Source organism: Aquisalimonas lutea, assembly GCF_030409225.1.
In the GTDB taxonomy this organism is placed as follows: domain Bacteria; phylum Pseudomonadota; class Gammaproteobacteria; order Nitrococcales; family Aquisalimonadaceae; genus Aquisalimonas; species Aquisalimonas lutea.
Genome location: NZ_JAUFPK010000005.1, coordinates 75234 through 97812 on the forward strand (window position 1 = coordinate 75234; position 22579 = coordinate 97812).

Annotated in this window: 17 protein-coding genes; 9 read left to right on the forward strand and 8 right to left on the reverse strand. The window is 69.7% G+C overall.

Features of this window, described 5'->3' with window-relative positions:
• Positions 1-78: 78 nt before the first annotated feature.
• The 7 genes from QWY84_RS14480 to lexA all read right to left on the reverse strand — a co-directional run bounded on the left by QWY84_RS14480 (position 79) and on the right by lexA (position 8924).
• Positions 79-3144 carry an error-prone DNA polymerase gene (locus QWY84_RS14480; protein WP_290203513.1) on the reverse strand — a complete coding sequence of 1022 codons (3066 nt, stop codon included), beginning with the start codon at positions 3142-3144 and terminating at the stop codon, positions 79-81.
• Between the two features lie 496 nt (positions 3145-3640).
• On the reverse strand, positions 3641-4372 hold the full coding sequence (locus QWY84_RS14485; RefSeq protein ID WP_290203514.1) for an amino acid ABC transporter ATP-binding protein: 732 nt from the start codon (positions 4370-4372) through the stop codon (positions 3641-3643).
• Positions 4369-5025: an ABC transporter permease subunit gene (locus tag QWY84_RS14490; protein WP_290203515.1), complete on the reverse strand. Its 657-nt coding sequence runs from the start codon at positions 5023-5025 to the stop codon at positions 4369-4371. Before QWY84_RS14490 ends, QWY84_RS14485 begins: the two co-directional genes overlap by 4 nt.
• Positions 5026-5096: 71 nt before the next feature.
• Positions 5097-5849 (reverse strand): glutamine ABC transporter substrate-binding protein, encoded by a 753-nt coding sequence (locus QWY84_RS14495; protein ID WP_290203516.1) that lies wholly within the window; start codon positions 5847-5849, stop codon positions 5097-5099.
• A 71-nt stretch (positions 5850-5920) separates the two neighbouring features.
• A complete protein-coding gene (locus QWY84_RS14500) occupies positions 5921-7348 on the reverse strand; it encodes a Y-family DNA polymerase (protein ID WP_290203517.1) in 1428 nt (475 codons plus the stop codon).
• Between the two features lie 48 nt (positions 7349-7396).
• A complete protein-coding gene (gene imuA / locus QWY84_RS14505; protein ID WP_290203518.1) occupies positions 7397-8215 on the reverse strand; it encodes a translesion DNA synthesis-associated protein ImuA in 819 nt (272 codons plus the stop codon).
• 88 nt (positions 8216-8303) lie between these two features.
• On the reverse strand, positions 8304-8924 hold the full coding sequence (gene lexA / locus QWY84_RS14510) for a transcriptional repressor LexA (RefSeq protein WP_290203519.1): 621 nt from the start codon (positions 8922-8924) through the stop codon (positions 8304-8306).
• A gap of 174 nt (positions 8925-9098) precedes the next feature.
• Between lexA and relA the strand changes: the two genes are divergently transcribed.
• The 4 genes from relA to greA all read left to right on the forward strand — a co-directional run bounded on the left by relA (position 9099) and on the right by greA (position 16899).
• Positions 9099-11315, forward strand: coding sequence for a GTP diphosphokinase (gene relA / locus QWY84_RS14515; protein WP_290203520.1), 2217 nt, complete (start codon positions 9099-9101; stop codon positions 11313-11315).
• 686 nt (positions 11316-12001) lie between these two features.
• On the forward strand, positions 12002-13144 hold the full coding sequence (gene carA, locus QWY84_RS14520) for a glutamine-hydrolyzing carbamoyl-phosphate synthase small subunit (RefSeq protein ID WP_290203521.1): 1143 nt from the start codon (positions 12002-12004) through the stop codon (positions 13142-13144).
• Between the two features lie 60 nt (positions 13145-13204).
• Entirely contained in the window at positions 13205-16426 is a 3222-nt protein-coding gene (gene carB, locus QWY84_RS14525) for a carbamoyl-phosphate synthase large subunit (RefSeq protein ID WP_290203522.1), read from the forward strand.
• On the forward strand, positions 16423-16899 hold the full coding sequence (gene greA / locus QWY84_RS14530; RefSeq protein WP_290203523.1) for a transcription elongation factor GreA: 477 nt from the start codon (positions 16423-16425) through the stop codon (positions 16897-16899). Before carB ends, greA begins: the two co-directional genes overlap by 4 nt.
• A gap of 169 nt (positions 16900-17068) precedes the next feature.
• On the opposite strand, the gene yhbY is transcribed toward greA, so the two are convergent.
• A complete protein-coding gene (yhbY, locus tag QWY84_RS14535) occupies positions 17069-17368 on the reverse strand; it encodes a ribosome assembly RNA-binding protein YhbY (protein WP_290203524.1) in 300 nt (99 codons plus the stop codon).
• On the opposite strand from yhbY, the gene QWY84_RS14540 reads away from it, so the two are divergent.
• The 5 genes from QWY84_RS14540 (at position 17367) to glmM (ending at position 22554) form a co-directional block, all read left to right on the forward strand.
• Positions 17367-17657 (forward strand): hypothetical protein, encoded by a 291-nt coding sequence (locus QWY84_RS14540; RefSeq protein ID WP_290203525.1) that lies wholly within the window; start codon positions 17367-17369, stop codon positions 17655-17657. The genes yhbY and QWY84_RS14540 overlap by 2 nt on opposite strands.
• A complete protein-coding gene (gene rlmE / locus QWY84_RS14545) occupies positions 17644-18264 on the forward strand; it encodes a 23S rRNA (uridine(2552)-2'-O)-methyltransferase RlmE (RefSeq protein ID WP_290203526.1) in 621 nt (206 codons plus the stop codon). The genes QWY84_RS14540 and rlmE overlap by 14 nt, the downstream gene beginning before the upstream one ends.
• 83 nt (positions 18265-18347) lie before the next feature.
• Complete coding sequence (gene ftsH, locus QWY84_RS14550) at positions 18348-20285, forward strand: ATP-dependent zinc metalloprotease FtsH (protein ID WP_290203528.1); 1938 nt, start codon at positions 18348-18350, stop codon at positions 20283-20285.
• A gap of 13 nt (positions 20286-20298) precedes the next feature.
• Positions 20299-21159 (forward strand): dihydropteroate synthase, encoded by an 861-nt coding sequence (gene folP, locus QWY84_RS14555; RefSeq protein WP_290203529.1) that lies wholly within the window; start codon positions 20299-20301, stop codon positions 21157-21159.
• A 57-nt stretch (positions 21160-21216) separates the two neighbouring features.
• Positions 21217-22554 carry a phosphoglucosamine mutase gene (glmM, locus tag QWY84_RS14560; RefSeq protein WP_290203530.1) on the forward strand — a complete coding sequence of 446 codons (1338 nt, stop codon included), beginning with the start codon at positions 21217-21219 and terminating at the stop codon, positions 22552-22554.
• Positions 22555-22579: the final 25 nt, after the last annotated feature.

Consider the following 22579-nt stretch of genomic DNA (forward strand, 5'->3'; position numbering starts at 1 on the left):
TTTGTGGGAGTATTGTCTCGCCACAGTCTAACAGGCCCGTGTGGCAGGCCTTGTGGCAAGGGCGCGACCCGGGGAGGTTCAGTGGAAATCCCGTGACCTGGTGGGCAGCCGGCCCAGCAGCGCCGAGTGGTCTTCCAGCCGCCCGGCGATCAGGTGGCAGACGCCGTCGCGCTGCTCCCAGCGGCCGACGACCCCCAGCAGCCGCGCCTCCAGCAGGGCGCGGCGCTGCCGCTCGCCCAGGCGGCGCCAGACCACCACGTTCACGACCCCGGTCTCGTCCTCCAGCGTGATGAAGGTCACCCCGCCGGCGGAGCCGGGGCGCTGGCGGTTGATGACGATGCCGGCGGCGCGGGCGACGGGGGTGTTCTCCAGCCGGTGCAGCTCCGCGGCACTGCGGAAGCGCCGGCGGTGGAGCGGATCGCGGAGCAGGGCGACGGGGTGGGGCCCCAGGCTCAGGCCCAGGCGACCGTAGTCGGCCACCAGGTCCTCGCCCGTGGTGGGCGGCTCCAGGGGCGGGGTGTCGTCGCCGTGGCCGGCCTGCGCCAGCAGCGGGCGCCCGGTATCCACGCCCAGGACCTGCCACCAGGCATTGCGCCGGTGGCCGGCAAGCGGCTGCAGGGCGCCCCCGTCGGCCAGGGCGTCGAGGTCGCGCCGCCCGAGCCGGGCGCGCCGGGCCAGGTTCGCAACGCTGCCGATGCCGTCCTCCTCCCGGGCGGCAATCAGGCGCTCCGCCCCTTGCCGGGAGAGCCCCTTGATCATGCGCAGCCCCAGCCGCAGGGCGGGCGCCGTGCCGGTGTCCTCCAGCGTGCAGTCCCAGGTGCTGGCGGTGACGTCCGCGGTGCGGACCTCGACGCCGTGCTCCCGGGCATCGCGCACCAGCTGGGCCGGCGCATAAAAGCCCATGGGCTGGCTGTTCAGCAGGGCGCAGGTGAATGCCGCCGGGAAATGGCACTTGAGCCAGGCAGAGATACAGGCCAGCAGGGCGAAGCTCGCCGCGTGGGACTCCGGGAACCCGTACTCGCCGAACCCCTGGATCTGGCGGAAGATGCGCGCGGCGAACGCGTCGCTGTAGCCCCGGGCGCGCATGCCCTCGTGCAGGCGCTGCTCGAAGTGGGCCAGCCCGCCGCGCCGGCGCCAGGCCGCCATGGACCGGCGGAGCTGATCGGCCTCGTCGGGGCTGAAGCCGGCGGCCACCTCGGCGAGCTTCATGACCTGCTCCTGGAAGATGGGCACACCCAGGGTCCGGGCCAGGACGTCGCGGACCTCCGGGCTCGGGTAGTCCACGGAGTCCGGCGCCTCGCGACGGCGCAGATAGGGGTGCACCATGTCCCCCTGGATGGGCCCCGGGCGCACGATGGCCACCTGGATGACCAGGTCGTAGAACGCCTTCGGCTTCAGGCGCGGCAGCATGGCCAGCTGGGCGCGGGATTCCACCTGGAAGACCCCGACGGCATCCGCCCGCCGGAGCATGGCGTAGACGGCCGGATCCTCCCGGGGGATGTCCGCCATGGTCCAGGTCTGGCCGTAGTGCCGCGGGAGCAGGGCCAGGGCCTTGCGGATCGCGGTGAGCATGCCCAGGGAGAGCACGTCCACCTTGAGCAGCCCCAGGGCCTCCAGATCGTCCTTGTCCCACTGGATGATGGAGCGCCCCTCCATGGCGGCGTTCTCCGTGGGTACCAGCTCCGCCAGCGGCCCGCGGGAGATGACGAAGCCGCCCACGTGCTGGGAGAGATGCCGGGGAAAGCCCAGGATCTCCCGGGTCAGGGTCAGTACCCGGTGGATGACGGGGTTGTCCGGGTCGAAACCCGCCTCGCGCACGCGCTCGGGCGCTATGGTGCTGCCGTCCCACCACTGCATGGCCCGGGCCAGCTGATCCGTCTGGTGCGGCTCCAGTCCCAGGGCCCGGCCCACGTCGCGCAGGGCGCTGCGCGGCCGATAGCTGATCACCGTGGCGGCCAGGGCAGCCCGGTGGCGGCCGTACTTGCGGTAGATGTACTGGATCACCTCTTCCCGGCGCTCGTGCTCGAAGTCCACGTCGATATCCGGCGGCTCGCCCCGGTCCCGGGAGATGAAGCGCTCGAACAGCTGTTGCCCGATGGCGGGTTCCACCTCGGTGATGCCCAGGGCATAGCAGACCACGGAGTTGGCCGCTGAGCCCCGGCCCTGGCAGAGGATGCCGCGGTTGCGGGCGAAGGCCACCACGTCGTGCACCGTGAGGAAATAGGCCTCGTAGCGCAGCTCGGTGATCAGCGCCAGCTCCCGTTCCATCTGCTGCTCCACGGCGGCGGGTGTGCCCCCGGGCCAGCGGCGGGCGGCGCCGGCGCGGGTCAGCCCGCGCAGGTGGGAGGCAGGAGTCGCTCCGTCCGGCACGAGCTCCTCCGGGTACTCGTAGCGCAGCTCGTCCAGGGAGAAATGGCACCGGGCGGCGATGTCCGCGCTCTCGGCGAGCAGGGGCTCCGGGTAGATCCGCCGCAGGCGCTCCGGCGGGCGCAGGTGGCGCTCGCCGTTGCTCAGCAGTGCGTGGCCCAGCTCGTGGACGGGCCGGTTGTGCCGGATGGCGGTGAGCGTATCCTGCAGGGCGCGCCGGCCCCGGCGGTGCATGTGGACGTCGCCGGCGGCGACCAGGGGCAGGCCGTGGGCGGCCCCCAGGGCTTCCAGCTCGGCGAGCCGGGCGGCATCGTCCGGGCCGTGGAACAGCTCCACGGCGATCCAGCCGCGGCCGCGGAACTGTGCCCCGAACCAGGCGGTTTCCTCGTCACCGGCCGGGGTGGCCGGCAGCAGCAATGCCAGGCAGTCCGGCACGGCGCCCTCGATCTCGCTGCGCCGGAGGCGGTAGCTGCCCTTGTCGGCCTGGGTGCGGCCCAGGCTGATCAGCGCGGACAGCTGGGCGTAGGCCTGCCGGTGCGGCGCCAGAAGCACCACGGCCGGGCCGTCGTCAAGCCGCAGCTCTGTTCCGATGACGAGCTGCAGCCCGTGCTCCCGGGCGGCCTGGTGCGCGCGCACGGCACCGGCCACGGAGCACTCGTCGGTGACCGCCAGGGCGCGATACCCCAGCGCGGCGGCGCGCTCCACCAGCTCCTCGGGGTGCGAGGCGCCGCGCAGGAAGGTGAAGTTGGTCAGGCAGTGAAGCTCAGCGTAGGCCATGTGAATACTGTATAAAAATACAGTTATACAGTGAAGTTTTCGGTTCTGAGTTTTCAGTTCACAGTGGGTCATTGCCTGTTTGTGGCTTGCGGTCGGGTCGTTGGTTGGCGCGGGTACGTCGGGGTGAGTGAGGTCCTGATTCGAGGGCGCTGGAGCGGGGCGTCCGGTCACGGACACGCCGTGAATACGTCCCTGTAGGCTCGACTGCGGCCGTCCTGGCCGCAGACGGTCCGTGACCGGACGCCCCGCTCCAGCGCGTGCCGGAGTTCAGCCTTTGGGGGGTGGATCGGCGCTTGGCGGTGCCCGTCGATGGTTGGCGGGGTGTATCCGGGTGGGCGACTTTGCGCAGCGCCGGAGCGGAGGATAGGCCCCTGCTTCACATGAAGCAGGGGCCGTAAGCGGAGCTCCGGAGCCCACCCGGATACACCCCGCCAACCATCGACCCCGGCCGCAAGCCACTTGTGAGACCAGGAGCTCCGTCCTGTTGAAAGCCGGTTTATGTCTTCACGTGGCCGAGGAAGTCGCTGAAGCGTTCCGAGGGCGGGTTGGCGAACAGGGTTCCGGGGTGGCCCTCGTGGACGATGCGGCCGTCGTCCATGAAGATCAGGCGGTGGGCGGCGGCCTCGGCGAAGCGCATCTCGTGGGTGACGATGATCATGGTCATGCCCTCGGCGGCGAGATCCTGCATGACCTGCAGCACCTCGCCGCGCAGCTCCGGGTCCAGGGCCGAGGTGGGCTCGTCGAAGAGCATGACCTTGGGGTTGACGGCCAGGGCCCGGGCGATGGCCACCCGCTGCTGCTGGCCGCCGGAGAGCTGGCTGGGCCGCTGATCCGCCCATTCCAGCAGGCCGACCCGCTGCAGCAGCCGGTCCGCCGTGGCCCGGGCCTCGGCGCGGCCCTGGCGGCGGACCTTGCGCGGGCCGAGCATGACGTTCTCCCGGGCCGTCATGTGCGGGAACAGGTTGAACTGCTGAAAGACCATTCCGGTCTCCCGGCGAATGGCCCGCGGGCTGGTGCCCCGCTCGCCCAGGCGCTTGCCGTCCACCTCCAGGGTGCCCGAGGTGATGGGCTCGAGCACGTTGATACAGCGCAGCAGGGTCGACTTCCCGGAGCCGGAGGCGCCGACGATGACCACCACCTCGCCGGCCTCCACGACCAGGTCGATGTCCCGGAGCACCGGGGTGTCGCCGAAATGCTTGGTCAGCTTGCTGCAGGCGATCAGGCTCACAGGATCGTCATCCTCCGCTCGATCAGCCGCATGATCACGGCCAGGCTGAAGGTCATGGCGAGATAGAACACCGCCACCGCCGTCCAGATCTCCAGGGCGCGGCCGGTCTGGGCGGTGAGCTGCTCCCCCTGCTGGGCGAGCTCGGCCACGCCGATGACCAGGAACAGCGCCGAGTCCTTCAGGCTGATGATGAACTGGTTGCCCAGGGGCGGAATGGTGCGCCGGAACGCCAGCGGCCCGACGATGGAGACCAGCACCTGCGGGTAGGACAGTCCCAGGGCCAGTCCGGCGTCGGTCAGCCCCCGATCGATGGACTGGACCGCGCCGCGGACGATCTCGGTGATGTAGGCGCCGGCGTTCAGCGCCAGGGTCAGGGAGGCGGCGACGAAGCCGCTCAGGGCGATGTCCGCGGCCATGGGCAGGGCGAAATAGATGAACATCGCCTGGACGACGATGGGCGTGCCCCGGATGACCGAGATATAGGCGAACACCAGCCAGTGGATCACCGGCAGGCGGAACGCCATGATCAGCCCGCACAGGGTGCCGATGACCATGCCTCCGCCGATCCCCAGCAGGGTGATCTGGGCCGTGAGCTGCGCGCCCTCGACCATCTGCGGCATGGCGGTCCAGACCACATCCCAGCGGAAATCCATGGACGGTACCTCGGTGCGGGAACGCTCCTAGGAGGGGCCTCCCGCAGGAGAGCGGGAGGCCCGGGGCGCGATCAGCGGGGACTGGGTTCCTTGCCGAACCAGCGCTCGTAGAGCTCGGCGTAGCGGCCGTCCTCCATCATGCCCAGCAGGCTGATGTTGACGGCATCGCGCAGCTCGCTGCCCTGGGGAAAGGCCATGGCGTAGGACTGGGCCTCCAGGTTCTCGCCCACCGCCTTGACGTCGCCGTCACCGGCATTCTCGATGTAGTAGAGCACGTTGGGCGTGTCGTGCAGGGCGGCGTCCACGCGCCCGGCGCGGACCTCCAGATAGGCCTGCTCGGCCCGGGGGAACCGGGTCAGCTCCGTATCCGGCAGGTTCTCCTGGGCGTACGCGTCGCTGGTGGTGCCGGTGGTCACGGCCAGGGTCTTGCCGTCCAGGTCGTCGATGCCCTGGATCTCCTCCTCGTCGGCGCGCACCATGAGCATGAGGCCGCTGTCATAGTAGGCGTGCGAGAAGTCCATGGTCTCTTCCCGCTCGGAGGTGATGGTGATGGCGGCCAGCGCACCGTCGACCCGGCCGGTCTGCAGGGCGGTGATGATGCCGGAGAAGTTCATGGTGTTGTATTCGTACTCCCAGCCGTTCTCCTCGGCGATGGCTTCCCAGAGCTCGATCTCGAAGCCGGTCCATTCGCCGTCCTCCTCGAACATGAAGGGGACGAACCCCGAGGGGATGGCGATGGTGAGCGGTTCGTCCTGGGCGGTGGCGGCGCCGGCCAGGGCGAACAGGATGAGGCCGATGCACAGGTTCAGAAGTGAATGTCGCATGACGGGAGTCCTCCGGGTCACTGAGTCCCTTCTTTGAACGTAGGGTGGGGGGCCGGGTGTGTCAAATCGGGTCAGGCGAAGAACCCGTGCAGGAACCAGCGCCGCGCGCCGCGCCGCTCCCGGAAGACCCAGACCCGGCTGCCGCGGGGATTCCGGGCCTGGTAGTAATCGCGGCTGATGTCGTCGCCGTCCCACCAGCCGGTCTCGATGCGTTCCGGGCCGCATTCCAGTCGCAGCGGGCCGTGCCAGAAGGGATGTCCCTGGTGCCAGTCCAGCGGCTGGGGGTGAGGGAGCAGCCAGGCGGGACGCTCCCCGGGGGCGGCCTGGGTGGTGAACGAGGTGCCGGTCTGCGGGCACCAGGCCCGCTCCGGCCGGTGGTCGGCCACGGTGTCCAGGCCCGTGACCGCGTGCTCGCCCAGCCTGGCCTGCAGCCGCTCGCTCAGGTGCGCCTGCTTCTCCGCCGGGGCCTGCTCCGCGTGCGGCAGTAGCGGCACGGGCTCCGGGGGCAGCGGCAGGATGTGACCGGCGCGCAGCTGCAGCGCGGTGACCGGGGCCGCCAGCGGTTCCCGCTCCAGCCGGTGCTGGCAGAGCGTGAGCAGGTGCTCGGGGTCGCGGCCCGGGCGCAGCAGGCCGATCTCCAGGCAGGTGGGGGCCTGGCGCCGGTGATGGAGCTCCAGCGCCAGTTTCTGGACACCCCCTTCCCGGGCCCGCAGCAGACCGGCCAGCTCCCGCAGGATGCGTTGCAGCGCGAACCCCAGCGACTGGATGTCGCCGGCCTCCGCGGGCAGCTCCAGGTAGCGGTCGAAGCGCGACGCCGGCTGGTGCGCCGGGCGGGGGTCCGGGCGCTCCCCCAGGGCATGTTCCAGCTGCAGCAGCAGCGGGCGCCCGAAGCGCCGGGCCAGGTCGCGCCGCGGCAGTTGCAGGCAGTCTGCCAGCGTATGCAACCCCAGCCCCTGCAAAGCGTGGAGCTGCCCGGGGAGAAGCTCCAGGACATGGCAGGGCAGTTGCGCCAGGCGCTCGCGCAGGGCCCGGGGAGTCTCGACGGGGCTGCTGTCACCGGCCCGGGCCAGCAGCCAGGCGGCCGTGGGCGTGGGCGCGATGCCCCGGCAGTAGCTATGGCCGAAGCCATCGAATGCCTCTGCGAGATGCCCAAGGAGAGCGGGCAGCCCGCCGAACAGGCGCAGGCTGGCACCGATCTCCAGCAGCAGCCCGTCCGGCGTGCGCGGGCTGACGTGGTTGCTGAACTGATACCCCCAGTCCGCCAGGTGCCGGAGGCACCGGGCCTCCTCCTGCCGCTGCCGGGGGAGCAGCTGCAGCTCGGGCATCAGCGCCCGGGCCTCGCTCGGGGTCTGGCCGCTGTGTACGCCGCCGGCCGCGGCCGCGGCATTCCCCCGGAGGATCCGTTGATGCTCGGTCACCGCGAGCGCGCCCTGTCCCGGGCTGCTGCAGCCCGGGGCCTCCAGGGGCAGTTCCGGCAGGTACAGGGCGAGCCACAGCATGGACCTTGCCTCCCGGCGCCGGCAGGGCGGGGCGTGCTTCGCCGGGGGTCAGTGCAGCGGCTGGACCGGCTGCGGCCGCCGGCGCGGGGAGGGCTCCAGCGGCAGGCGCATCTGGGTCAGGGAGGACTCCGGCTGCAGGCTTCCCCGGGAAGCGGGGGGCTCCACCCTGCCGGCGGGCAGCGCCGATTCCGTCCCGGCGGTGGCGGTCGCGGGGGAATGGGTGGCAACCGGCAGGGACCGGGTGCGCGGGTTGTTCAGGTCCAGCTGCAGGCCCTGGCGCGGCTGTCCGCCCCGGACCTTGAGCAGGTCCACCCGGGTGTCGGCATTCTCCCCGGCCTGCAGCACCAGGCGCAGGGCTGCCGGGGAGCGCTCGTTCCGGGCGCTTTCGTCGCGGAACAGCAGCCCCCAGCAATCGCCGGCCTCGGCGGCCAGCTGCAGGCGCCGCAGCTGCTTCTCGTCGGCCTTGCGCGGCCAGGCCAGCACGGCGGCGCAGCTGCCCGAGCGCATGGCCTGCTCCAGGGCCCAGAGGGTGTCGCTGCCGGCGCGGGGGTGGATCAGGAGAATCCGGGAGAGATCCACGCCCTGGGCGGCCAGGGCCGGTGCATACGGGATGTGCGGGGGTGCCACCAGGGCGATCCAGCGGCCGGCGCGGCTGAGGCGGGCCAGAGCCGGGAGCACCAGGCGCAGCTCGCCGATGCCGGCATCGGCATGCAGGAGCTCCGTGAGCGCGCCCTGGGGCCATCCGCCCCCGGGCAGCGCCGCATCCAGCTCGGCGTAGCCGCTGGGCAGGCAGCCCTGCCGGGGCTGGGTTTCGCCGGCGCGCCAGATGCGGGGTTCGCGCAGCAGGTTGTCGAGAGCGTTGTCCATGGTGACCCTCATTGCCGTTGGGCGGGTGCTGTATGGGCTTCCGGGGTGTGCCGGACAGCACACCGCGTTGTCATCCCGCTGAAGCCCGCTACAGCGCCTCGCCGTTGCGAATCAGGCCGACCCCGAGTCCTTCGATAATGAGCGGTTCCGTGCGCAGATCGACGTCGATGGGCGTATATTCCGGGTTCTCCGGCAGCAGCCGGACATAGTGGCCGTCGCGCTGGAAGCGCTTGACGGTGACCTCGTCGTGGAGGCGGGCGACCACGATCTGCCCGTTCCGGGCCTCGGTGGTGCGGTGCACCGCCAGTAGGTCGTCTTCCAGGATGCCGGCGTCGCGCATGCTCATGCCCTGGACGGCCAGGAGGTAGTCCGCCCGGGGGTGGAACATGGCCGGGTCGACCCGGCAGCGCTCGCGGACATGCTCCTGGGCCAGCACGGGGCTGCCGGCGGCCACCTGGCCGATGACGGGCAGGCCGGGCTCCTCTTCCTCGCCGTGGTCGTCCAGCAAGCGGATGCCGCGGGAGGAGCCGGCCCGCAGGCTGATGGCCCCCTTGCGCTCCAGGGCCCGCAGGTGGCTTTCCGCCGCATTGGGCGAGCGATAGCCCAGGGCACGGGTGATATCCGCCCGGGTGGGCGGAAAGCCGGACTCCGCGATGAACTGCCGGATGAACCGGAGGATCTCTTCCTGGCGGGCGGTGAGCTGATGCATGGGACGGCGCTCCTGTCTTCTGTACTGTTAATATATACAGTCATTCCGGGTGGTGCAAGAACGCGGGGGGTGTCCGGGAGCGCATCGCATCCCGGGAGGGATTCGTGCAGCCAATGGCGTACAATGCGCGCCCAGTCTGGAAAAAGGGCCGGTGCGCCCTCACGTGACGGAGTCATGGTCAGCGTAACCGACGACATCAGTGATCTCTTCGCTGACGGTATCCCCACGCCGGAGGCATGGCTCGAGCGGGTCCAGCCCCGGGCCGGTGACGACGAGCGGCGATTGCTGCTGGGGGCCTGGGAGGCGGCGGCCGAGGTCTACGGCGACGGCATGCGCTCCTCCGGCGAGAGCTACTTCGAGCACGGCCTGGCGGTGGCCAGCATTCTCGCCGGGCTGAAGCTCGACGCCCAGGCCATCGCCGCCGGCATCCTGCACGACGCCCCGGCGGTCAGCGGCTCGCGGGAGTCGGTGATCAAGCGCAAGGCCGGCGAGGACGTGGCCGCCCTGGTGGAGGGCGTCAGCCGCATGGACGTGATCAGCGAGCTGCACGGCCACGCCGGCGAATCCAGGGAGGAGACCGCGCGCCGCACCGACGCCCTGCGCAAGATGCTCCTGGCCATGGCCCAGGATATCCGCGTGGTGTTCATCAAGCTCGCCGAGCGCCTCCACGATCTGCGCACGCTGCGCACCCATCCTCCGGAGGTCCAGAGGCAGGTCGCCCGGGAGACCACCGACATCTACGCGCCGCTGGCCCACCGTCTGGGGATCTGGCAGGTGAAGTGGGAGATGGAGGACCTGTGCTTCCGTTACCTGGAGCCGGAGACCTACAAGCGCGTGGCCCGGCTGCTGCGCGAGAAGCGCCAGGACCGCGAGCGCTACATCCGCCAGGTGACCAGCCAGCTCACCGATGCGCTGCAGCGCGCCGGCATCGAGGCCGAGGTCTACGGCCGTCCCAAGCACATCTACAGCATCTGGAAGAAGATGCAGCGCAAGGGGCTGGGCTTCCACGAGCTGTTCGACATCCGCGCGCTGCGGGTGATGGTCAACGATGTCTCCTCGTGCTACGCCACCCTGGGTGTGGTGCACAGCCTGTGGCGGCACATCCCCCGGGAGTTCGACGACTACATCACCGCGCCCAAGGAGAACAACTACCAGTCGCTGCACACGGCGGTGGTCGGGCCCGAGGGCAAGACCCTGGAGGTGCAGATCCGTACCTGGGAGATGCACGAGCAGGCGGAGCTCGGCGTGGCCGCCCACTGGCGCTACAAGGAAGAGGTCAGCAACCGCGATACCCGCTTCGAGCAGAAGCTCGCCTGGCTGCGCCAGCTGCTGGAATGGGGACGCGAGGACGGGGCCTCGGAGGATTTCATCGACCGCTTCAAGTCGGAAGTCTTCGAGGATCGCGTCTACGTCATCAGCCCCAAGGGGGATGTCCTGGATCTGCCGCGCGGCGCGACCCCGCTGGATTTCGCCTACTACATCCACAGCGATGTGGGCCATCGCTGCCGCGGGGCCAAGGTCAACGGCCGCATGGTGCCGCTGACCTACGAGCTGCAAAACGGCGACCAGGTGGAGGTCCTGACCACCCGCAGCGGCGCCCCCAGCCGCGACTGGCTGAATCCGGCGCGGGGCTATCTGCGCACGTCCCGCGCCCGCGCCCAGGTGCGATCCTGGTTCCGGCAGCAGGACCACGACAAGAACGTGGCCGCCGGGCGCCAGGTGCTGGACCGGGAGCTGCACCGCCTCGGCGTCCAGGACGTGAACCTGGAGCGGCTGGCCGAGAAGAGCCGCTACGCGGACATGGACAGCTTCCTGGCGGCCATCGGCCGGGGCGACGTGAGCAGCGGCTACATCGCCGGGCTGCTCGGCGAGCACGTGCTGCCGCGCCGGGAGCCCTCTCAGCTGCTGCCGGAGGGCCAGGCGCCGTCCGGCGGCGAGCACACCGACGAGGTCTCGATCTACGGCGTGGGCAATCTGCTCACCCGCCAGGCCGGGTGCTGCAAGCCGGCGCCCGGAGATCCGGTGGTGGGGTTCATCACCCGCGGGCAGGGCGTCACCATCCACCGGCGTGACTGCAACAACATCCGCCGTCTGCAGGAGACGGCGCCGGAGCGGCTCATCGAGGTGAGCTGGAGCCGGCACTCGGAGCAGAAGTACCCGGTGGATATCCAGGTGGATGCCTACGACCGCCAGGGCCTGCTCCGGGATATCACCGCGATTCTCACCAACGAGAAGATCAACGTCACCGGCGTCAACACCAGCACCGGCCGCCAGGATCACCAGGCCCGCATGACGCTCACCGTGGAGATCGGCGACGTCACCCAGATGAGCCGCCTGCTGGACCGCATCGCCACGCTCCGCAATGTCCGCGACGTCCGGCGCAAGGCGTAGGCGGTCGTTTGTGCGACCTGCAGTTGTTCGCGGCCTGCGTTGGCCTTATGCCCGAGTCCGGGCGCTGGTGCGGGGCCTCCGGTCACGGACACGCCGTGAATACGTCCATGTAGGCTCGACTGCGGCCGTCCTGGCCGCAGACGGTCCGTGACCGGAGGCCCCGCACCAGCGCGTGCCATGGTTCAGCACTTGTGGGTGCGTCTGCGCATGGCGGTGCCCGTCGGTGGTTGGCGGGGGTACGTTGCGGTGGGCGACTTTGCGCAGCGCCGGAGCGCAGGCCGTCCGGCCCCGAAGGGGTGGCGGCAGGGATGCCGCCACCGGCTGTCAGCACAGGGATGTGCTGTCAGCCGGCCAGGCCGGAGCGGAGGGTAGGCCCCTGCTTCATCCAAAGCAGGGGCCGTAAGCGGAGCTCCGGAGCCCACCGCAACGTACCCCCGCCAACCACCGACGGGCCGCTCCGACGTCGAACCCACATCGGATACCGGGCCGACGGCCAACTGAACACTGCCAACTGCAAACTTCCCCACATAGACACCGTCCACAACGGTGCAGTAAAATACCGCGCACTTCGCGGGGAGTGGGTCACGTTTCTCGAGGCGGGAGGAGTCACGACGATGATTCCTCCCGTTTTTGCGCGCATGTGCCTCCCCCGTGGCGGTCACCCGGAACAGTAAGGAGAGGGGCAGTTGAGCAGGCCGGCGATTCTTGCGCTCGAAGACGGCACCCTGTTTCGCGGCGAGGCCATCGGCGCCGACGGGCTCAGTAGCGGCGAGGTGGTATTCAACACCGCCATGTCCGGCTACCAGGAAATCTGTACCGACCCCTCCTACAGCCGGCAGCTGGTCACCCTGACCTATCCCCACGTGGGCAACGTGGGCACCAACCCCGTGGACGAGGAGTCCGACGGGCCGAAGCTCGCCGGCCTGATCATCCGCGATCTGCCCCTGCGCTCCAGCAGCTGGCGCAACGCCGAGGATCTGGGAGCCTACCTGCGCAACCGCGGCGTGGTTGCTATCGCCGGCATCGACACCCGCCGGCTCACCCGCCTGCTGCGGGAGAAGGGCGCCCAGGACGGCTGCATCATGGCCGGTGACGTCGACGACGACCAGGCCGTGCAGGCGGCCCGGGACTTCCCCGGGCTCAAGGGCATGGACCTGGCGGCCAGCGCCTCCACCGATGTGCCCTACGAATGGCGCCAGGGCTCCTGGAGCCTGCCGCTGGGCCGCACCGATGCCGGCGACCGCGCCGATGGCGACCTGCGCTGGCACGTGGTGGCCTACGACTACGGCATCAAGCGCAATATCCTGCGCATGCTGGTGGACCACGGCTGCCGGGTGACGGTGGTGCCGGCGCGCACCCCGGCGCAGGACGTGCTGGCCATGGATCCCGACGGCGTCTTCTTCTCCAACGGCCCCGGCGACCCGGAGCCCTGCGACTATGCCATCGAGGCGATCCGTACCCTGGTGGATGCCGGGGTGCCCAGCTTCGGCATCTGCCTGGGGCACCAGCTGCTGGGGCTCGCCAGCGGTGCGGCGTCGGTGAAGATGAAGTTCGGCCACCACGGGGCCAACCACCCGGTGCAGGACCTGGACACCGGGCGCGTGATGATCTCCAGCCAGAACCACGGCTTCGCGGTGGACGAGGCGACCCTGCCGGGCAACCTGCGGGCGACCCAGCGCTCGCTGTTCGACGGCTCGCTGCAGGGTATCCACCGCACGGACCGACCGGCCTTCAGTTTCCAGGGGCATCCCGAGGCGAGCCCCGGCCCCCACGATGTGCGACCGCTGTTCGCGCACTTCGTCGAGCTGATCCGGGAATACCGCGCCTGAGCCGGTGCACACCCCCGAATCCGCCGGCGAGCGCGCAAGGCGACAGACGAGCAGGAAACCATGCCCAAGCGTAGTGATATCCAAAGCATCCTGATCATCGGCGCCGGTCCCATCGTGATCGGCCAGGCCTGCGAGTTCGACTACTCCGGGGTGCAGGCCTGCAAGGCCCTGAAAGAGGAGGGCTTCCGGGTCATCCTGGTGAACTCCAACCCGGCCACCATCATGACGGATCCGGAGACGGCCGACGCCATCTACATCGAGCCCATCCAGTGGCAGACCGTCTCGCGCATCATCGAGGACGAGAAGCCGGACGTGGTGCTGCCCACCATGGGCGGGCAGACGGCGCTCAACTGCGCGCTGGACCTGGACCGCTACGGGGTGCTGGAGCGCTTCGGCGTGGAGATGATCGGCGCCAGCAAGGAAGCCATCGACATGGCCGAGGACCGGCAGCTGTTCCGCGAGGCCATGGAGCGCATCAACCTGGAGACGCCGCGCGCCGAGCTGGCACACTCCATGGAGGAGGCCCTGGAGATCCAGGCGCGCATCGGCTTCCCCACCATCATCCGCCCGTCGTTCACCCTGGGCGGCTCCGGCGGCGGCATCGCCTACAACCGCGAGGAGTTCGTCGGCATCTGCGAGCGCGGGCTGGATCTGTCGCCCACCAACGAGCTGCTCATCGAGGAATCCGTCCTGGGTTGGAAGGAGTTCGAGATGGAGGTCGTCCGCGACAAGGCGGACAACTGCATCATCGTGTGCTCCATCGAGAACCTGGATCCCATGGGCGTGCACACCGGCGACTCCATTACCGTGGCGCCGGCGCAGACGCTCACGGACAAGGAGTACCAGATCATGCGCAACGCCTCCCTGGAGGTGCTGCGCGAGATCGGCGTCGAGACCGGCGGCTCCAATGTCCAGTTCGCCATCAACCCGGACGACGGCCGGCTGGTGGTCATCGAGATGAATCCCCGGGTGTCGCGCTCATCGGCGCTGGCGTCCAAGGCCACCGGCTTCCCCATCGCCAAGGTGGCCGCCAAGCTGGCGGTGGGCTACACCCTGGACGAGCTGCGCAACGAGATCACCGGCGGCGCCACCCCGGCGTCCTTCGAGCCCACCATCGACTACGTGGTCACCAAGGCGCCGCGGTTCACCTTCGAGAAGTTCGCCCAGGCCGAGCCCACGCTGACCACGCAGATGAAGTCCGTGGGCGAGGCCATGTCCATCGGCCGGACCTTCCAGGAGTCCTTCCAGAAGGCCCTGCGCAGCCTGGAGACCGGCGTGGACGGCCTGACCAGCTACCTGGACCTCGGCCAGGAGGACATCAACACGCGCCTGCGGCACGAGCTCAAGATGCCGCGGCCGGAGCGCATCTTCTGCGTCGGTGATGCCTTCCGCGCCGGCTTCAGCGTGCAGGACGTCTACGAGCTCACGGCCATCGACCCGTGGTTCCTGGCGCAGATGGAGGACATCGTCCACGGCGAGCGGGTCGCCGTGGAAGCGGGCTTCCGGGCGCTGGACCGCGACACCCTGTTCGCGCTCAAGCGGCGCGGCTTCTCCGACAGCCGCCTGGCAGAGCTGCTCGGGGTCAGCGAGGCGGATATCCGCAAGCGCCGGCACGAGCTGGGCGTGCGCCCGGTCTACAAGCGCGTGGACTCCTGTGCCGCCGAGTTCGCCACGGCCACGGCGTACATGTATTCCTGCTACGACGAGGAGTGCGAGTCGGACCCGTCGGAGCGCCGGAAGATCATGGTCCTGGGCGGCGGGCCCAACCGCATCGGCCAGGGCATCGAGTTCGACTACTGCTGCGTCCACGCTGCCTTCGCCATGCGCGACGACGGCTTCGAGACCATCATGGTCAACTGCAACCCGGAGACGGTGTCCACGGACTACGACACCTCCGACCGGCTGTACTTCGAGCCCCTGACGCTGGAGGACGTGCTCGAGGTCATCCATACCGAGCAGCCCGAGGGCGTGATCATCCAGTACGGCGGCCAGACCCCGCTCAAGCTGGCCCGGGACCTGGAGGCCGCCGGCGCGCCGATCATCGGCACGGTGCCGGACTCCATCGACCTGGCCGAGGACCGCGAGCGCTTCCAGCAGCTCATCAACCGCCTGGGCATCCAGCAGCCGCCCAACCGGCTGGCCCGTACGGCCCGGGAGGCCTACGATCTGGCCGCCGAGATCGGCTACCCGCTGGTGGTGCGTCCCTCCTACGTGCTCGGCGGGCGCGCCATGGAGATCGTGTACGGCCCGGAGGAGCTGGAGCAGTACATGAACGCGGCGGTGAAGGTCTCCCACAACTCGCCGGTGCTGCTGGACCGGTTCCTGGACGACGCCGTCGAGGTGGACGTGGACGCGATCTGCGACGGCGAGGCCGTGCTCATCGGCGGAATCATGGAGCACATCGAGCAGGCCGGCGTGCATTCCGGCGACTCCGCCTGCTCGCTGCCGCCGTACACGCTCTCCCAGGCCGTCCAGGACCGGCTGCGCGATCAGGTGCGCCAGCTGGCCCGCGGCCTGGGCGTGGTGGGCCTGATGAACGTGCAGTTCGCCATCAAGGGCGACGCCATCTACATCCTGGAAGTCAACCCCCGCGCTGCGCGTACCGTTCCCTTCGTGTCCAAGGCCACCGGCGTGCCGCTGGCCAAGGTCGCCGCCCGGTGCATGGTCGGGGTCAGCCTGGAACAGCAGGGGTACACGCGCGAGGTGCTGCCGACGTTCTACTCGGTGAAGGAGTCGGTGTTCCCGTTCATCAAGTTCCCCGGGGTCGATCCCATTCTCGGCCCGGAGATGAAGTCCACGGGCGAGGTCATGGGCATCGGCCACAGCTTCGGCGCCGCCTACGCCAAGTCGCAGCTGGCCGCCGGCGTGAACCTGCCCCGGGCGGGCAAGGTCTTTATCAGTGTCCGCGATGCCGACAAGCAGGCCGCCGTGGACGTCGCCCGGTCCCTGCGCGAGCGGGGCTTTACCCTGGTGGCCACCAGCGGGACCGCGGCGACGCTCACCGAGGCGGGCGTGGTCTGCGAGGTGATCAACAAGGTGCGCGAGGGGCGTCCCCATATCGTGGATGCCATCAAGAACGACGAGATCAACCTCATCATCAACACCACCGAGGGGCGGCAGGCCATCGCGGATTCGTACTCGATCCGGCGCGAGGCGCTGCATCACAAGGTGAGCTACACCACCACCATCGCCGGCGCCCGGGCCACGGCGCTGGCCATGGAGCAGCTGGACCTCGACGACGTCAACCGGCTGCAGACACTGCACAGGGAGGCCACGGTATGAGCAAGGTACCGCTGACCGCGCGCGGGGCGGAGAAGCTTCGCGAGGAACTCAACCGCCTCAAGTACGAGGAACGCCCCCGGATCATCGAGGCGATCGCCGAGGCGCGCGAGCACGGTGACCTCAAGGAGAACGCCGAGTACCACGCCGCGCGGGAGCAGCAGAGCTTCCTCGAGGGGCGGATCAAGGAGATCGAGGGCAAGCTGTCCAATGCCCAGATCATCGACGTGACGTCCATGCCCAACAACGGCCGCGTGATCTTCGGTGCCACCGTGGACCTGGTGGACCTGGAGACCGACGAGGAGCTTACCTACCGGATCGTGGGCGAGGATGAGGCGGACATCAAGCAGGGCTTGATCTCGGTGCAGTCGCCCTTCGCCCGCGCCCTGATCGGCAAGGACGAGGGCGACGTGGCGGCCGTGGATGCCCCGGGCGGGACGCGGGAGCTGGAGATCGCGAAGGTACGCTACGAGTAGGCCGGCCCCGTCGGGCTACCGGCGCCCGCCCGTCTGTGGGAGCGGCCGTAGGAGCGACGTGAGTCGCGACCGTTGCAGAGCGGGTCGTTCCCTGGAAGGTCGCGACTCACGTCGCTCCTACGGCTGCCCCTACGAGGGTTTCCGAAGCTCCAACGGTGTGGCGCGGAGCTCAGGGCAGCGCAATCCGCCGCTTCTTCTCGATGCGCGAGCGCCGGAACAGCAGGGCGATGTTGCCCACGGACTGCACCAGCGCGGCCTCGCTTTCCCGGCAGATTGTGTCGATGCGTTCCTTGCGCTCGTCCCGGTCGTCGGCGACGATCTTGACCTTCACGAGCTCGTGCGCGTCCAGGGCCTCGTCGATCTCGTGCATGACGTTCGGCGTCAGCCCGGCGGCGCCGGTGAGGACCACGGGCTTGAGCGAGTGGCCGAGTCTCCGGAGGTGGCGTTTCTGCTGCTGATTCAGGTGCATGATGGCTGATCGATCCAGGGAGCATGGCGAGCGGAGCGGGAGTCTAACACGGGGTGCCAGCCCGGCTCACACCGTGCTGCTGCCCGCCGTGAAGATGGATCTGGCCGTGGTCGTGCTGCTGCTGGTGTGTCTCTGGTTCCTGGTCGCCGCGGCCGGATGGCCGGCGGCCTACGAGGCGGCGGCATTGCTGGGCGGCTCCGCGGCCGCCTGCGGCTGGCTGGTGCTGCGCACGCGCCGTGCCCTGGCGCGGGCGCGGGCTGATGTGCGGAGGGAGCATGGCGCGGAGTAAGAGCAGCCGCCGCTGGCTGCAGGAGCATTTCGGCGACAACTGGGTGAAGGCCGCCCAGCGCCGGGGCTACCGTTCCCGGGCCGCGTTCAAGCTGCTGGAGATCCAGGACAAGGATCGCATCCTGCGCCCGGGCATGCGGGTGGCGGATCTGGGCGCGGCGCCGGGCGGCTGGGCCCAGGTCGCCGCCGAGGTCCTGCGCGGCAACGGCGACATCGTCGCCCTGGATATCCTGCCCGTGGATGCCATCGCCGACGTGACGGTGCTGCAGGCGGATTTCACCACCGACGAGGGCCTGGCGACGATGCGCGATGCCGTGGGTGATGCGCCCCTGGACCTTGTGATGTCGGACATGGCCCCCAATCTCAGCGGTATGAATGCGGTGGATCAGCCGCGGGCGATGCACCTGGCGGAGCTGGCCCTGGAGTTCGCCCGGGAGCAGTTGAACCCGGGAGGCGATTTTCTGGTCAAGACCTTTCAGGGGGAGGGCTTCGATGCCTTCCTGCGCGAGCTGCGGCGGGATTTCGGCCGCGTGCTCACGCGCAAGCCGGAGGCCTCGCGGGACCGCAGCCGCGAAGTGTATTTGTTGGCCCGACAATTGCGGCTGTAGTAGGGTTCCGTCCACATCCTGTTCATTAGCGTCTTCGCCGGCCCTGCCCGGGCGACGGAGCACAGAAGCCGAGGTGCACCACCTTGAACGACATGGCCAAGAACCTGATTCTCTGGGTCATCATCGCGGTCGTGTTGATGTCCGTGTTCAGCAACTTCCAGGAACAGACCACCAGCACGAACAAGATCACCTACTCCGAGTTCCTGTCGCAGGTCGAGGACGGCAGCGTGCGCGATGTCACCATCCGGGGTCAGCAGATCAGCGGGACCACGGACAGCGGCAGCCAGTTCACCACCTACAGCCCCGAGAGCGACAACCAGGCCCTGATCGGCACGCTGCTGGACAACGGCGTCAACATCGACGCGGAGGAGGCCGAGGGCCGCAGCATGCTGCTGCAGATCCTCATCTCCTGGACCCCGTTCCTGCTGCTGATCGCCGTGTGGATCTACTTCATGCGGCAGATGCAGGGCGGCGGCGGTGGCCGGGGGGCCATGTCCTTCGGCAAGAGCAAGGCCAAGCTCATGACCGAGGAGCAGGTCAAGGTGGGCTTTTCCGACGTCGCCGGCGTGGAAGAGGCCAAGGAGGAAGTGGGCGAGCTGGTGGATTTCCTCCGGGATCCCTCCAAGTTCCAGCGCCTGGGCGGGCAGATTCCGCGCGGCGTGCTGATGGTGGGCTCGCCCGGTACCGGCAAGACGCTCCTGGCGCGCGCCATCGCCGGCGAGGCCAAGGTGCCGTTCTTCAGCATCTCCGGCTCCGACTTCGTCGAGATGTTCGTCGGCGTGGGCGCCTCCCGCGTGCGCGACATGTTCGCCCAGGCCAAGAAGCAGGCGCCGTGCATCATCTTCATCGACGAGATCGACGCCGTGGGCCGGCAGCGCGGCGCCGGCATGGGCGGCGGCCACGACGAGCGCGAGCAGACCCTCAACCAGCTGCTGGTGGAGATGGATGGCTTCGAGGGCAACGAGGGCGTCATCGTCATCGCCGCCACCAACCGTCCCGACGTGCTCGACCCGGCCCTGCTGCGCCCGGGTCGGTTCGACCGCCAGGTGACGGTGCCGCTGCCGGACGTCCGCGGCCGCGAGCAGATCCTCAAGGTGCACATGAGCAAGCTGCCGCTGGCACGGGACGTGGACCCGTTCATCCTCGCCCGCGGCACCCCCGGTTTCTCCGGCGCCGACCTCGCCAACCTGGCCAACGAGGCCGCCCTGTTCGCCGCCCGCGCCAACAAGCGCGAGGTGGACATGCAGGATTTCGAGCAGGCCAAGGACAAGATCATGATGGGCGCCGAGCGGCGCTCCATGGTCATGAGCGAGGACGACAAGAAGCTCACCGCCTACCACGAGGCGGGGCACGCCATCGTCGGCCTGCTGTCGCCGGAGCACGATCCGGTGCACAAGGTCACCATCATCCCGCGCGGGCGGGCGCTGGGCGTGACCATGTTCCTGCCGGAGGAGGATCGCACCAGCTACTCCAAGCAGCGGCTGAACAGCATGATCACCTCGCTTTTCGGCGGCCGGCTGGCGGAGGAGCTGATCTTCGGCCACGAGCGGGTGACCACCGGGGCCTCCAACGACATCGAGCGGGCCACGCAGATCGCCCGCAACATGGTCACGAAGTGGGGCCTGTCCGAGCGCATGGGGCCGCTCGCCTACAACGAGGACGACGGCGAGGTGTTCATCGGCCAGGCCATGCAGAAGCAGAAGCAGGTCTCCGACGAGACGGCGCATGCCATCGACGAGGAGATCCGCTCGATCATCGACTCCAACTACAGCCGTGCCAAGGAGCTGCTGCAGTCCAACATGGACAAGCTCCATACCATGGCCGATGCCCTCATCAAGTACGAGACCATCGACAAGGGGCAGATCGACGACATCATGAATGGCCGCCCCGTGGGGCCGCCGCGCGGCTGGAGCGACGAGCGGGGCGGGCCCTCGGGGGACGCCGGCGCCGAGGCCTCCGGCGAGCGCGACCGGGACGCCCCCGAGGGCGGACGGATCGGCTCGCCGGCGGGCGAGCACTGACCGGAGGCGGCTCATGACCGGTGACGGTGTGCCCGTGCTGGACTGCGGCGGCCGCCGGGTCGTGCTGGACCGGCCCCGCATCATGGGCATCGTGAACATCACCCCCGACTCCTTCTCGGATGGGGGTGCCTTTCTGTCGGCCGACGACGCCCTGGCCCAGGCCCGGCGGCTGGTGGCGGAGGGCGCCGACATCGTCGACCTCGGCGGCGAATCCACGCGACCGGGCGCCGAGGCCGTGCCCCTGGATGAGGAGCTGCGCCGGGTGCTGCCCGTGCTGCGGCGGCTGCATGCCGAGCTGGACGTGCCCGTGTCCGTGGATACGGCCAAGCCCGAGGTCATGGCCGCGGCCGCGGAGGCCGGCGCCGGCATGATCAACGACGTCCGCGCCCTGCGTGAGGACGGCGCCCTGGAGGCGGCCGCGGCCACGGGCCTGCCCGTCTGCCTGATGCACATGCAGGGCGAGCCGCGGACGATGCAGAGCAATCCGGCATACGACGACGTCGTCGCCGAGGTGCGGTCGTTCCTGGCGGCGCGCGTGGACGCCTGCCTGCGCGCCGGCATTCCCCGGGAGCGCCTGGTCGTCGACCCGGGCTTCGGCTTCGGCAAGAACCTGTCCCACAACTACCGGCTGCTCGGCGAGCTGGGTGCATTGCGTGATCTGGAGCTGCCGCTGCTGGTGGGGATGTCGCGCAAGTCCATGCTGGGCAAGCTGGTGGACCGACCCGCGCACGAGCGCGTGCCCGCGAGCGTGGCCGCGGCGGTCCTGGCGGCCTGGCAGGGGGCCGCGATCATCCGCGTCCACGACGTCGCCGCCACCGTCGATGCCATGGCCGTGGTCACGGCCGCACGGGCGCCGGAGTCCCTGCTATCCTGATGACTGCAGAGTCGTTCCGTCCGCGGAGGCTTTCCTGCAACAACAACGAGACCGGCCATGACACGCAAGTACTTCGGTACCGACGGCATCCGGGGGCGCGTCGGGGAAGCGCCCATCACCGCGGATTTCGTGCTCAAGCTGGGATGGGCCCTGGGGCGCGTTCTCGCCCAGCGTGACCGCAACCTGGTCCTCATCGGCAAGGACACGCGCATCTCCGGCTACATGTTCGAGTCCGCGCTGGAGGCCGGGCTGTCGGCGGCGGGCACCGACATCCGCCTGCTGGGTCCGATGCCCACCCCGGCGATCGCGTACCTGACCAATACCCTCCATGCCGGGGCCGGCATCGTCATCAGCGCGTCCCACAATCCCCACGAGGACAACGGCATCAAGTTCTTCTCCCGCAGCGGCGAGAAGCTGGACGACGCGGCCGAGGCGGCCATCGAGGAGGAGCTGGAGAAGCCGCTGCTCACGGTGGCCTCGGCGGAGCTCGGCAAGGTCACGCGGCTCACCGACGCCCCGGGGCGCTACATCGAGTTCTGCAAGAGCACGGTCGGGCGCGACATCCGTCTCAACGGTCTCAAGCTGGTGGTGGATTGCGCCAACGGCGCCACCTATCACGTGGGGCCGGAGGTCTTCCGCGAGCTGGGCGCGGAGGTGGTGACGCTGGGGGATCAGCCGGACGGGCTGAATATCAACGTGGAGTGCGGGTCGACCCGGCCCGGAGCCGTCCAGGAGATGGTCCGGCGGGTCGGTGCCGACGCCGGCATCGCCTTCGACGGCGACGGCGACCGGGTGATCATGGTGGATGCCGGCGGCGAGCTGGTGGACGGTGACGAGGTGCTGTACATCATCGCCAGCGCCCGGCAGGCCACGGGACGGCTGCGCGGCCCGGTGGTGGGTACGCTCATGAGCAATCTCGGGCTCGAGCACGCCCTGGCGCGGGACGGCATCGGTTTCCGGCGGGCGCGGGTCGGCGACCGCTACGTGCTGGAGATGCTGCGCGAGGCCGACGGCCTCATCGGCGGCGAGTCGTCCGGGCACGTGGTCTGCCTCGACCGCACCACCACGGGCGACGGCATTGTCTCCGCCCTGCAGGTGCTGGAGCGCATGGTACGCACCGGCCATTCCCTGGACGAGCTGCGCGGCGGCATGACCAAGTATCCCCAGCACATGGTCAATGTGCCGGTGGCGCGGCGGGCCGGCCCGGATGACCTGCGTGCGCTCGACGGCGACGTCGCGGCCGTGGAGGAGGAGCTCGACGGCCGCGGCCGCGTCCTCCTGCGGCCGTCGGGGACCGAGCCGGTCATCCGCGTGATGGTGGAGGGGCAGGATCCGGAGCTGGTCGAGCACTACAGCCGCAGGCTCGCTACCGCGGTGGAGCGCGCCCTGACGTGACAACGGCCGTCTGTGTCGGCTATGA